General features: G+C 66.2%; 14 protein-coding genes. 1 reads left to right on the forward strand and 13 read right to left on the reverse strand.

Annotation, left to right across the window (positions count from 1 at the left end):
* The first annotated feature begins 123 nt into the window (after positions 1–123).
* A complete protein-coding gene (locus A5699_RS00055) occupies positions 124–714 on the forward strand; it encodes a TetR/AcrR family transcriptional regulator (RefSeq protein WP_067763602.1) in 591 nt (196 codons plus the stop codon).
* A 28-nt stretch (positions 715–742) separates the two neighbouring features.
* Here A5699_RS00055 and A5699_RS00060 read toward each other — a convergent pair whose 3' ends face one another.
* The 13 genes from A5699_RS00060 to A5699_RS00120 form a co-directional block, all read right to left on the reverse strand.
* Positions 743–958 (reverse strand): helix-turn-helix domain-containing protein, encoded by a 216-nt coding sequence (locus tag A5699_RS00060; protein WP_255378742.1) that lies wholly within the window; start codon positions 956–958, stop codon positions 743–745.
* Positions 959–1,065: 107 nt separating this feature from the next.
* On the reverse strand, positions 1,066–2,694 hold the full coding sequence (locus A5699_RS00065; protein ID WP_067763605.1) for an ABC-F family ATP-binding cassette domain-containing protein: 1,629 nt from the start codon (positions 2,692–2,694) through the stop codon (positions 1,066–1,068).
* 12 nt (positions 2,695–2,706) lie between these two features.
* Positions 2,707–3,537, reverse strand: a complete 831-nt coding sequence (locus A5699_RS00070; RefSeq protein WP_067763608.1) for an enoyl-CoA hydratase — start codon at positions 3,535–3,537, stop codon at positions 2,707–2,709.
* Between the two features lie 18 nt (positions 3,538–3,555).
* Positions 3,556–3,930, reverse strand: coding sequence for a thioredoxin (gene trxA / locus A5699_RS00075; protein WP_067763611.1), 375 nt, complete (start codon positions 3,928–3,930; stop codon positions 3,556–3,558).
* A 117-nt stretch (positions 3,931–4,047) separates the two neighbouring features.
* Positions 4,048–4,740, reverse strand: coding sequence for a heme peroxidase (locus A5699_RS00080; RefSeq protein ID WP_067763614.1), 693 nt, complete (start codon positions 4,738–4,740; stop codon positions 4,048–4,050).
* 106 nt (positions 4,741–4,846) lie between these two features.
* Positions 4,847–5,827: a hypothetical protein gene (locus A5699_RS00085; RefSeq protein ID WP_067763617.1), complete on the reverse strand. Its 981-nt coding sequence runs from the start codon at positions 5,825–5,827 to the stop codon at positions 4,847–4,849.
* An 82-nt stretch (positions 5,828–5,909) separates the two neighbouring features.
* Positions 5,910–6,251, reverse strand: a complete 342-nt coding sequence (locus A5699_RS00090; RefSeq protein ID WP_067763621.1) for a metal-sulfur cluster assembly factor — start codon at positions 6,249–6,251, stop codon at positions 5,910–5,912.
* Positions 6,248–6,721, reverse strand: coding sequence for a Fe-S cluster assembly sulfur transfer protein SufU (sufU, locus tag A5699_RS00095; protein ID WP_197508146.1), 474 nt, complete (start codon positions 6,719–6,721; stop codon positions 6,248–6,250). The genes A5699_RS00090 and sufU overlap by 4 nt, the downstream gene beginning before the upstream one ends.
* 11 nt (positions 6,722–6,732) lie before the next feature.
* Positions 6,733–7,980, reverse strand: a complete 1,248-nt coding sequence (locus A5699_RS00100) for a cysteine desulfurase (protein ID WP_067763627.1) — start codon at positions 7,978–7,980, stop codon at positions 6,733–6,735.
* A gap of 1 nt (position 7,981) precedes the next feature.
* Entirely contained in the window at positions 7,982–8,746 is a 765-nt protein-coding gene (gene sufC / locus A5699_RS00105; protein ID WP_067763630.1) for a Fe-S cluster assembly ATPase SufC, read from the reverse strand.
* Positions 8,746–9,915: a Fe-S cluster assembly protein SufD gene (gene sufD / locus A5699_RS00110; protein ID WP_369806636.1), complete on the reverse strand. Its 1,170-nt coding sequence runs from the start codon at positions 9,913–9,915 to the stop codon at positions 8,746–8,748. Before sufD ends, sufC begins: the two co-directional genes overlap by 1 nt.
* Positions 9,916–9,930: 15 nt before the next feature.
* Positions 9,931–11,361 (reverse strand): Fe-S cluster assembly protein SufB, encoded by a 1,431-nt coding sequence (gene sufB / locus A5699_RS00115; RefSeq protein ID WP_067763636.1) that lies wholly within the window; start codon positions 11,359–11,361, stop codon positions 9,931–9,933.
* Positions 11,358–12,170 (reverse strand): metalloregulator ArsR/SmtB family transcription factor, encoded by an 813-nt coding sequence (locus A5699_RS00120; protein WP_157561016.1) that lies wholly within the window; start codon positions 12,168–12,170, stop codon positions 11,358–11,360. The genes sufB and A5699_RS00120 overlap by 4 nt, the downstream gene beginning before the upstream one ends.
* Positions 12,171–12,261: the final 91 nt, after the last annotated feature.

A 12,261-nucleotide genomic window follows, 5' to 3' on the forward strand; every position in this document is an offset into this window, starting at 1 on the left:
GCAACGGCGGCATCCTGCAGTATGTGCTGCGCAACATGCTGAAGTCGAAGTAATCCTGACCGGACTGACCGAAGCAGGTAAGGGACAGCGCCGCGACCGGCGCTTGCGCGAGGAGTGGTCTGAATGCCCCGGGTGACGGACGACCATCTCGCGGCCCGGCGCCGTCAGATCCTCGACGGCGCCCGGCGCTGCTTCGGTCAGTACGGATATGAGAGTGCGACCGTGCGGCGGCTCGAAGAAACCATCGGGCTGTCGCGCGGCGCGATCTTCCACCATTTCAAGGACAAGGACACCTTGTTCTTCGAACTGGCCCGCGAAGACGCTGAGCGCATGGCCGACGTGGCCGCACGCGAAGGCCTGATCCAGGTGATGCGCAACATGCTGGCCGCACCCGAGCAGTTCGACTGGCTGGCCACCCGGCTCGAGATCGCCCGAAAACTGCGAAACGATCCGGCTTTTCACCAGGGCTGGGCGGAGCGATCGGCCGAACTGGACGCCGCCATCACCGAGCGTCTCCGTCGGCAGAAGCAGGCCGGACGCCTGCGTGATGACGTACCGAGCGCAGTCCTGCACATCTATCTGGACCTGGTGCTCGACGGCCTCGTGGCCCGGATCGCCTCGGGCGAGGATCCGAAGAACCTCACCGCTGTCCTGGATCTGGTCGAGGCCAGCGTGCGCCAGCCGGACGCGCACGGACTGGCCGCGGAAGCCTGAATCCACTACCGCACAGCGGTGCTGATCCTCACGCCCTGGATCGGGCGCGGTGGTTGGGTCCGCCGCGGCTGCGCATCGTCGTCCCCGACTCACGCAGCAAGCTGTGAATCGAACCGTAGGAACGCCCGGTCGAAGCCACCAGCGAGCGGATGCTGGCGCCCCCCTCATACGCCTTGCGCAGTTCGGTCAGCAGTTCGTCGCGATTCTTGTTCATATCCCTCATCGACATCTCCACGCTCGTGATGTCCCGACGGTTACCCACAGTAGAAACCGCCCACACACCCGGGCGAAGATTTGTCCAACGTCTTAATTGACGTCCCCGAAGATGCGGTGGTACTTGAGGTTTCGCGATCAGGCGAGCTCGATGAGGTCGCGATATTCAGTCGACCAGAAGTCCTCGGTACCGTCCGGCAGCAGCACGACCCGCTGGGGGTCGAGTGCCTCGGCCGCACCCGGATCGTGGGTCACCAACACCACCGCCCCCTGGTAGCTGCGCAGCGCATCGAGAACCTGCTCGCGTGAGGCGGGATCGAGGTTGTTGGTCGGCTCGTCCAGCAACAACACATTGGCCGTCGAGGCGACCAGACCGGCCAGTGCCAGGCGCGTCTTCTCACCGCCGGACAGGGTGCCCGCAGGCTGCTCCAGCTGAGGGCCGGTGAACATGAACGCACCCAACAGCCCGCGCAGGTCCTGCTCGCCGGTGTCCGGGGCGGCATGGCGGATGTTCTCCCAGACCGTCGCCTCGTTGTCGAGGGTGTCGTGCTCCTGGGCGAAGTACCCGATCTTGCAGCCGTGCCCAGGCTCGAGCACTCCGGCATCGGCAGTCTCGGCGCCGGCGAGCAGTCGCAGCAAGGTCGTCTTGCCGGCACCGTTGAGACCGAGCACCACCACGCGGGAGCCGCGGTCGATCGCCAGATCGACACCGGTGAAGATCTCCAGCGACCCATAGGTCTTGGTGAGACCCTTGGCCACCAGTGGGGTTTTGCCGCACGGAGCCGGGGTGGGGAACTTGATCCGGGCCACCTTGTCGGCCACCCGCTCGGCATCGAGCTCGGCGATCATCCGCTCGGCGCGCCGCAACATGTTCTGGGCGGCAACAGCTTTGGTGGCCTTTGCGCCCATCTTGGCGGCCTGGGCCCGCAACGCACCGGCCTTCTTCTCGGCATTGGCACGTTCGCGGCGACGACGCTGCTCATCGGTGGCGCGGGCGTCGAGGTACTTTTTCCACCCCATGTTGTAGACGTCGGCCTCACCGCGCACCGCGTCGAGGAACCACACCCGGTTGACGACCTCGTCGAGCAGGTCGACGTCGTGGCTGATGACGACGAGGCCGCCGGTGTGGTTGTGCAGGAAGTCCCGCAGCCAGCCGATCGAGTCGGCGTCGAGGTGGTTGGTGGGCTCATCGAGGAGCAGCGTGGTGGCCGATCCAGAACCGGTGTCGCTCGCCGCGAACAGAATGCGGGCCAACTCGACGCGTCGACGCTGACCACCCGAGAGAGTGCGCAGCGGCTGGGTCAGCACCCGGTCGGGCAGGCCGAGGCTGGCGCAGATCCGGCCGGCCTCGCTTTCGGCGGCGTAACCACCCAGCGCCGAGAACCGCTCCTCGAGCTGACCGTACTTGCGGACCGCCTTGTCGCGAGCCGCGTCGTCGGCCACCTCGGCCATCAAAACCTGCTGCTTCTCCAGGTCGGCCAGCAGCGTGTCGAGACCGCGGGCGGAGAGCACCCGGTCGCGGGCCAGCACGTCGAGGTCACCCTCTTTGGGATCCTGTGGCAGATAACCGATCTCGCCGGTCGTGGTGACAGATCCGGCGTAGGGCTCGCCTTCACCGGCAAGAATCCTCATCGTGGTGGTCTTGCCGGCGCCGTTGCGCCCGACCAGCCCGATCCGGTCACCGGGCTGCACCCGCAGCGCCGAGCCCTCGAAGGACAGCAGCGTGCGCGCGCCGGCGCGGACCTCCAGGTCCGTTGCGGTGATCACGCTGCGGTCCTCCTATTTCTCGTCGGTAAAGGCCGGGGGACGCTTCTCCGCGCGCGCAGCAACCGCTTCCTCGAAGTTTGCGGTGAGCAGGCGCACGAAGAGTTGTCCCAGGCCCTCGGCCTGCATGTGCCCCTCCAGGCTAGCGGCGTCCAGTCCACTCCAAAGTGTGCGCTTGGTCAACTCGATTCCCGGCCGGGAGAACGCCGCCATCCGCTCGGCCATCGCGTAGCAGGTATCCAGCAGCACCTCCTCGGCCACGACGTCGGACACCAGGCCGATGCGTGACGCCTCCTGGGCGTCCACGTCGCGGCCGGTCAGCATGATCTCGAACGCCCGCGAGGAGCCGATGGCCCGCGGCAACAGATAGGACAAGCCCAGCTCACTGGCGGTAAGCCCGTTGTTGATCCCGGCCGCGCGGAAGTAGGCGCCCGTGGCGGCGACGCGGATGTCGCAGGCCAGCGCCAAGCACAGGCCACCCCCGATTGCCGCCCCGTTGACCGCGGCGATCACCGGCTGATGCAACCGGCGTAGGGCGAGAATCACATCGTCGAGAATCTCCATCGACCGCAACGCGTACGTCGGGCGGGTCAGCCCGGCCACATGCGGCACCGCCCCGGCCGATTTGTGGTCGGCCCCGGATGAGAACCCGCGGCCCGCTCCGGTCAGCACCACCACGCGCACGCTGTTGTCGTAGCGCAGCTCTTCCAGGACACTCTTGAGCGGCACCATGACGTCGAACGCCATGGAGTTCATCCGCTCGGGACGGTTGAGCGTCACCAGGGCCACGTCCGGTCGTGGCCGGTCAACCAGTATGAACTCGTTTTGCGCAGTCACGCCCAGCACGCTATCGCGTGCCGGTTATCAGACCTGTTCAGCGTCGCCCTGAGCCGCCTGTTCCTTTAACGCCGCCTCGACGTCGAACTTCTTGAGCTGTTGAATCACGTCCTCCAACGCTGCCGGCGGCAGCGCCCCGGCCTGGTTGAAGACCAGGACACCCTTCTTGAACGCCATCAAGGTGGGAATCGACCGGATATCGGCCGCGGCGGCCAACCCCTGCTCGGCCTCGGTGTCAACCTTGGCGAAGACGACGTCGGGGTGCTTTTCCGAGGCCGCCTTGAACGTCGGCGCAAACGCCCGGCACGGTCCGCACCACGACGCCCAGAAATCGACCAGCACGATCTCGTTGTCCTTGACGATGCTGTCGAACTGTTCTGTGGTGATGTCCTGCGTAGTCACGATTGTCCTAACGTCGGGGCGTAACGGCCTGTTCCCACCATATGGCCAACATGAGCGGGCAGCAGGCTTTCGACGGGCGGGATACCCGCCGAAAGCCTGCGCTATCCGCCCCGATCGTCAGGCCGGCACGTCGCGCTGGTAGGGACGTTTCGACTCGAACCGCCAGATCGCATGGTCGAGATCGATCACATTCCAGCCACGCGCCTCGGCCACTGCGCGGACGAGTTCTGCGGCCCGGCCCGCATCGATTGCACCGACTTCCCGGCAGACGTAACCGAGCACCATCCGGTCGGCCTTCACGCCAGGTACCCGCGCCAGCATCCGGGCGTAATCCCAGGTGATGCCCGACCGTTGCCCCGGTACGGCACACCAGGCCGCCTTGACCTCGTCGCAGCGACCCTCGTCGGCAGTGACCGCCCGCAGCTCCTCGGCATTCCGGACATCCAGGGACACAAGGATTTCCGCGACCTTCGCCAGGGCCACGGCCTTCAGTGGGGCACCGGCAGCGGTGGACGTCGGCCTGCGGTTTCCGATCTGGGAAGCCCACTGCTCCGGCCCACCCACCTCGGCGATGTTGTGCAGGAGCTCCTCGGCACCGTCGGTCTCCGGATCGGCGCCTTGGGCACCGCGATAACCGCGGTAGCGCGCGATGATCTTCTCGACCGTGACATACCGCGCCCCGGGCGAATAGATCGCGTCGATCACGCACAGCGCCAGCGAGTCGGGGTAGCCCCGCGGGGCGAACCAGCGCTGCGGGTCACCCAGATCGCGATCGCAGGCTGCAAGCAATTTCTCAACATCCGACGGCATCTCAATTTCCTTCCGGCTGGGGAACGTCGACCGTTCCCGGTTGAGTCGGAAGCTAACGCTGGGAGCCGACAAATTTCGGTGTCGAGCCGCAGTTATCCACAGGCTGCTACCACTGCCCGTCGGTGACGGTGTCCCCGGGCGCACCGTTGAGCGTGACGATGCTGGCGGAATCGACCGGCACGAACGGCTTTTCGTCGTGTCCGAAGCACTCCCCCACACTCTTGACGCTCGCCAGCGGGTCCGGGGCCGGCAAGTCCTCGGCATCGGCGTCGTAGTAGTCGAGCCACGGCAGCCCGGCAGCGACATACGCGTCGCGGTCCACCGGAGTCGAGGGTGGCACCTCGCCGGTGATGGCAGTCCACTGCGCCGCACTGCACAGATGCACGAACACCCGCCACGAGCGGTCCTCGTCGTAATCCGACAGCGGACGGTCGTCGGCGTACACCTCCTGGCGCATCCGGCCGCCGGCACCCAGCCCCGTGTCCGGTGCCCCACATGGCACCGGAAGAATGTCGCACAGGCTGTCCTCCAGGATCAGGTCGTCGAACCGCGGCCGGGCCTGCCACGCCCGCAGCGCCTGGGGGGTGAGCCCGACGGCGCGCAGCTGCACCCCGCCGTGGATTTCCTGACCGGTCAGCTGACCTTCGACGGTTGCCCCGGACCCGAGCGGCACCGCCACGAACTGGCGGATGAATCCCTCACCGGCATTGATGCCGTCGAGCCACGGCTGCTCCGGCAGCGCGACGTAGTTCTGGGAATCCTGGACCAGCCGGTCCTGCCAACCGCCGCCACTGATCGCACACACCTTGCCGATGCCGACCTGCAGCGCAGCGGGCTCGGCAGAGTGGAACGACAGCCACATCGCCTCGCGTTGGTAGATCGGCAGCATCACACCGCCGTGCGTCAACCACTCGGGCGGTACCCGATCGGGATAGTCCTGCACCCGGCGCAGCGGGAACGAGCCCACACTCGGCGGCAACGGGTGCAATCCGACCTCCGGGATACGAAGGGTCCGCTCGAAACCGACCGAAACCGGCCCCAACACCAACTGGTCGTCGATGACCTTGACCTCAGCACTGTCCGCCATGTGCACCTCCGTTGTCGCTTACTGGCGACATTGGTAGCACCGGACACCGACAGTGCGTCGGTCGATCGAGAGCCGTTCGCGACTAGACGGTGAATCCCAGCGCGCGCAACTGCTCGCGGCCGTCGTCGGTGATCTTGTCCGGGCCCCACGGCGGATTCCAGACCCAGTTGATCTTGATCTCGTCGACCAGACCGGCACCCACCAACGCCGTGCGTGACTGATCTTCGATGACGTCGGTCAACGGGCACGCCGCGGAAGTGAGTGTCATATCGATCAGGGCGACCGACCCCTCCTCGCCTTGCTCGACGTTGAGGCCGTAGACCAGCCCGAGGTCGACGACGTTGATGCCCAATTCCGGGTCCACCACGTCGCGCATGGCCTCCTCGACGTCGGCGAGAAATTCTTCGGACGTAGCCTCGCTCATCGCTTGTCCTCCACGTCGTGGCCGGCCTCCGCCAGCTCATCTGTCAATGGCCTGGCCTCCGCCAGCGCGGCCTTGAAAGCCATCCAACCCAACAAGGCACATTTCACCCGTGCCGGATATTTGGCGACACCGGCGAACGCGATGCCGTCACCGAGTACATCTTCGTCCCCCTCCACGTTGCCGCGTGAGGAAATCATCTCGGTGAATGCCGCCACCGTCTTGAGCGCGTCGCCGACACTCTGGCCGATCACCTGATCGGTGAGCACAGAGGTGGCGGCCTGGCTGATGGAGCATCCCTGGCCGTCATAGGAGATGTCGGTGACGGTCTCCTTGTCCTCCGACAACGCCACCCGCAGAGTGACCTCGTCGCCGCAGGTGGGGTTGACGTGATGCACTTCAGCGGCGAACGGCTCCCGCAGCCCGCGGTGATGCGGATGCTTGTAGTGGTCCAGGATCACCTCCTGGTACATCTGGTCGATTCTCACGCGAAGAACTCCACAGCCCGCTTCACTCCGGCCACCAGCCGATCGACCTCATCGAGGGTGTTGTACACGGCGAACGAGGCGCGGGCAGTGGCGGCGATACCGAATCGACGGTGCAGCGGCCAGGCGCAGTGGTGCCCGACGCGCACCGCGACGCCCTCGTCGTCGAGCACCTGGCCGACATCATGGGCGTGGACCCCGTCGAGGACGAAGCTGACCGGTGAGCCGCGGCCGACCATCGACTGCGGCCCGATGATGCGGACGCCCGGCACCGCACCGAGGCCTTCCAGCGCGGCGGCGACCAGTTCGGCTTCGTGCGCCTCGACGGCGTCCATCCCGATGTCGCTCAGATACCGTGCGGCAGCGGCCAACCCGACCACCTGAGAGGTCATCGGGGTGCCTGCCTCGAACCGCTGTGGGGCCGGCGCGTAGGTGGTCTGCTCCATCGTGACGGTCTCGATCATCGAGCCGCCGGTGATGAACGGGGGCATGGCGTTCAGCAGCTGCTGACGGCCGTAGAGCACCCCGATACCCGTGGGACCGAGCATCTTGTGCCCGGAGAACGCCGCGAAACCGACGTCGAGCGCATGGAAATCGACCGGCTGGTGCGGCACCGACTGGCAGGCGTCGAGCACGGTCAGCGCCCCCGCCGCCTTGGCCCGCGCCACCAGCTCGGCGACCGGGGCGATGGCGCCCGTGACGTTCGAGTGATGGCTGAACGCAACGACTTTCACGCGCTCATCGAGCTGCAGGGAGTCCAGGTCGATCCGACCGTCCTCGGTGACGGAATACCAGCGCAGCGTCGCACCGGTGCGCTGGGCCAGCTCCTGCCACGGGATCAGGTTGGCGTGGTGCTCCAGCTCCGTGGTGACGATGACATCGCCGGGGCCGACGGCATGCTCGAACCGCTTGTCCCCCAGTACGTATGCGACGAGGTTGAGCGACTCGGTGGCATTCTTGGTGAACACCAACTCGTCCGGCTCGGCACCGACGAACGACGCAATGTCGGCGCGGCCCTGCTCATAGGCGTCGGTGGCCTCTTCCATCAACTGGTGCGCACCGCGGTGCACCGCGCCGTTGGACGTGGTGAGGAACTCGCGTTCGGCATCGAGCACCTGCAGCGGTTTCTGCGACGTCGCCCCGGAATCCAGGTACGCCAACTGTTTTCCGCCGCGCATGACCCGGTTCAGAATCGGAAAGTCAGCTCTGATCCTGGCCAGATTCACCGTCTCCGCCGAGGCCGTCACATCAGGCTCCGACGGCTTGGGTGAAGCGCACGTATCCGTTCTCTTCGAGTTCGTCGGCAAGTTCGGGGCCACCCGATTCCACGATCCGGCCACCGACGAACACGTGCACGAACTGCGGGCGGATGTAGCGCAGGATCCGGGTGTAGTGGGTGATCAGCAGGATGCCACCGTGCTCGGCCTCGGCGTAACGGTTGACGCCCTCGCTCACGATGCGCAGCGCGTCGACGTCCAGACCCGAATCCGTCTCGTCGAGGATGGCGATCTTCGGCTTGAGCAGACCGAGCTGCAGGATCTCGTGACGCTTCTTCTCACCGCCGGAGAAGCCCTCGTTGACGCTGCGCTCGCCGAAGGCCGAGTCGATCTCCAGCTCGTCCATCGCGGCCTTGACTTCCTTGACCCAGTGCCGCAGCTTCGGGGCCTCACCACGCACGGCGGTGGCAGCGGTCCGCAGGAAGTTCGACATCGACACCCCGGGCACCTCGACCGGGTACTGCATGGCCAGGAACAGGCCCGCGCGCGCCCGCTCGTCGATGCTCATCTCGAGGACGTCCTGTCCGTCGAGGGTGATCGAGCCGGAGGTGACGGTGTACTTGGGGTGACCGGCAATCGCGTAGGACAGCGTCGACTTGCCGGAACCGTTGGGGCCCATGACCGCATGGGTCTCGCCGGACTTCACGGTCAGGTCGACGCCCTTGAGAATCGGCACCTCTTCGCCCTCGGGCGTGAAGACCGATGCGTGCAGGTCCTTGATTTCCAGTGTGGTCATTACGCAGTTCTCGATTCGGTGATAGCTAGTTCTCGTTCGATGGCTTCGGTGAGGCGCTCACGCACCTCGGGCACGGCGATCTTGGCGATGATCTCGTTGAAGAATCCACGCACGACCAGTCGCCGGGCCTGATCCTCGGGGATGCCGCGGGCGCGCAGGTAGAATAACTGCTCGTCGTCGAAACGCCCGGTGGCGCTGGCATGCCCGGCGCCGGCGATCTCGCCGGTCTCGATCTCCAGGTTGGGCACCGAATCCGCGCGGGCGCCGTCGGTCAACACCAGGTTGCGGTTCACCTCGAAGGTGTCGGTGCCGGTGGCCTCGGCCCGGATCAACACGTCGCCGATCCACACCGTGTGCGCATCGGGCTTGTTCGACTCCGGATCCCCTTGCAGCGCACCCTTGTAGAGCACATCCGACTTACAGTGCGGGACAGCGTGATCGACCAGCAACCGGGACTCGAAGAACTGGCCGTCGTCGGCGAAATAGGTGCCGAGCATCTTGGCGTCGCCACCGGGCCCGGTGAACCGCACGGTGGCCGAGGTGCGCACCACGTCGCCACCGAGGGTGACGTTGACGTGGCCGAGCACCGCGTCCTTGCCGAGCTTGGCATGGTGAGCGCTGACGTGGACCATGTCGTCGGCCCAGTCGGCGATCCAGATCAACCCGAGGCCGGCCGAATCGCCGACGATGATCTCGACGTTGTCGGCGTAGGTGCCGCTGCCGCGCAGGTCGACCACGACGATGGCCCGGGAGAGTTCCTCGACCCGGATCTGCAGGTGGCCGTAGCCGACGTTCCCGGCTCCGGGTCCGTCGATGACGATCTCGATCGGTTGGGCCACCTCGGTGTCACGCTTGACGGTCACCACCGTGGCCGTCTCGAACGACGAATAGGCCTGCGCCGCAACGCGGTCGGCCGGTACCCCGGCCTCCCCGAGTCGCTTGTCGTCCCGGCCGACGGTCTCGATGGTGACACCCGGTCGCTCGGTCACGGTGATACCGGCGGCACCATTGGCGACCGCCGACCCGTCGTGCAGGCCGCGCAGCCGCTTCAGCGGGGTGAACCGCCACAGCTCATCGCGCCCGCCGGGCACCTCGAAGGCATTGACGTCGAAGGAGGCGAATAGCTCGCCCTTATTGACGGCCACCCCTTCTTTAACCGCCTCTGCCACGTTGTTCTGTGTCACTTAACCGACCGCGCCTTCCATCTGCAGCTCGATGAGCCGGTTGAGCTCGAGCGCGTATTCCATGGGCAGTTCCTTGGCGATGGGCTCGACGAACCCGCGCACCACCATCGCCATCGCCTCGTCCTCGGTCAGGCCGCGGCTCATCAGGTAGAAGAGCTGATCCTCGCTGACCTTGGACACCGTGGCCTCGTGCCCCATCGTCACGTCGTCCTCACGGATGTCGACGTAGGGGTAGGTGTCGGAGCGGCTGATCGTATCGACCAGCAGCGCATCGCATTTCACGCTGGACTTGGAGCCATGAGCACCCTTGTTGACCTGAACCAGGCCGCGGTAGGACGCCCGGCCACCGCCGCGGGCCACCGACTTGGACACGATGTTGCTCGACGTGTGCGGGGCCAGGTGCAGCATCTTGGCGCCGGTGTCCTGATGCTGGCCCTCACCGGCGAACGCCACCGAGAGCACCTCGCCCTTGGCGTGCTCGCCGGTCATCCAGACCGCCGGGTACTTCATGGTGACCTTCGACCCGATGTTGCCGTCGATCCACTCCATCGTCGCGCCGGCTTCGGCCCGGGCCCGCTTGGTCACCAGGTTGTAGACGTTGTTCGACCAGTTCTGGATGGTCGTGTACCGAACGCGCGCACCGGGTTTCACCACGATCTCCACGACGGCCGAGTGCAGCGAGTCCGACTTGTAGATCGGCGCGGTACAACCCTCGACGTAGTGCACGTAGGAGCCTTCGTCGGCGATGATCAGCGTCCGCTCGAACTGGCCCATGTTCTCGGTGTTGATCCGGAAGTAGGCCTGCAGCGGGATGTCGACGTGCACGCCCGGCGGCACGTAGATGAACGAACCGCCCGACCACACCGCGGTGTTCAGCGCCGAGAACTTGTTGTCGCCGGCGGGGATCACGGTGCCGAAGTACTGCTTGAAGATCTCCGGATGCTCGCGCAGGCCTGAATCGGTGTCCAGGAAGATGACGCCTTGGGCCTCAAGGTCCTCGCGGATCTGGTGGTACACCACCTCCGACTCGTACTGGGCGGCGACACCGGCGACGAGCCGCTGCTTCTCGGCCTCCGGGATACCCAGCCGGTCGTAGGTGTTGCGGATGTCCTCGGGCAGATCCTCCCAGGACGCCGCCTGCTTCTCGGTGGAGCGCACGAAGTACTTGATGTTGTCGAAGTCGATGCCTTCGAGGTTGGAACCCCAGTTCGGCATGGGCTTCTTGTCGAAGGTGCGCAGCGCCCGCAGCCGGGACTCCAGCATCCACTCCGGCTCGTTCTTCTTCGCCGAGATGTCACGCACCACGGCTTCGGACAGCCCGCGCTGTGCGCTGGCGCCGGCCACGTCGGAGTCCGACCAGCCGTAGCCGTACTTGCCCAGCGACGCGATGGTCTCTTCCTGCGTGAGTGCCGTTTCGGGCGTGGTGGTCATGTCGCCGCTCCTTGGTTGATTGTGGCGGTCGTCCGAGTGCGGGCTGTGCCCCGAACTTTGGTTGTGGTGCCGGCGTTTTCGGTGCCTTCGGCATCGAGGGGAACGTGCGTGGTACACGCGCAGTCGCCGTTGACGATGGTGGCCAGGCGTTGTACGTGGGTACCCAGGATCTCGGCGAACGCCTCGCTCTCGGTCTCGCACAACTCCGGGAATTCCTCGGCCACATGCGATACCGGACAGTGATGCTGACAGATCTGCACACCGTGGATGGGCCCGGCCACCGGCGCCGTGGTGGTGGCATATCCGGCCCTGGTCAGGGCATCGGCAACCCGATCGGCGGTTTCGGCCACCCCGCCGGACCCTTCGGTGACGCCGGCCAGGATGGTGTCCATCCGCCGCCGTGCAAAGGTCCGAACGGCATCCTCGCCACCGATCTCACGAAGTTGCCGGATCGCGGCGACGGCCAGGTCGTCGTAGGTGTGGCCGAGTTTGGCTCGCCCGGCTGCCGTCAGCCGATAACGCTTGGCCGGCCGGCCCCGACCGCTGTGCTGCCACGCCGCGGCCGCGCTGGCCTGTGCGTCACCGGCTTCGATCAGGGCATCGAGGTGGCGACGCACACCCGCCGCCGAAATGCCCAGCCGCTCACCGATCTGGCCGGCCGTGATGGGACCCTCGAGCAGCAAGTGAATGATCGCGCGGCGGGTATGCCCGTCAGACGCCGGGACCACGTCATTGACCGGTGTGGGCACACCGGTCGAAACGGGGTTCGGCACCGGGCTCAACACTGGGCCCGTCGTCTCGCGACGCATTTTCACAACACCATTGTGACGGAATTCGTCCGTCGGTTCTAGCAAGGGCACCCTTACGTGACCGGGGCCACCCTTGCCCGACGGAAAGCCC

Source organism: Mycobacterium sp. E802 (genome assembly GCF_001666875.1).
Classification (GTDB): Bacteria; Actinomycetota; Actinomycetes; order Mycobacteriales; family Mycobacteriaceae; genus Mycobacterium.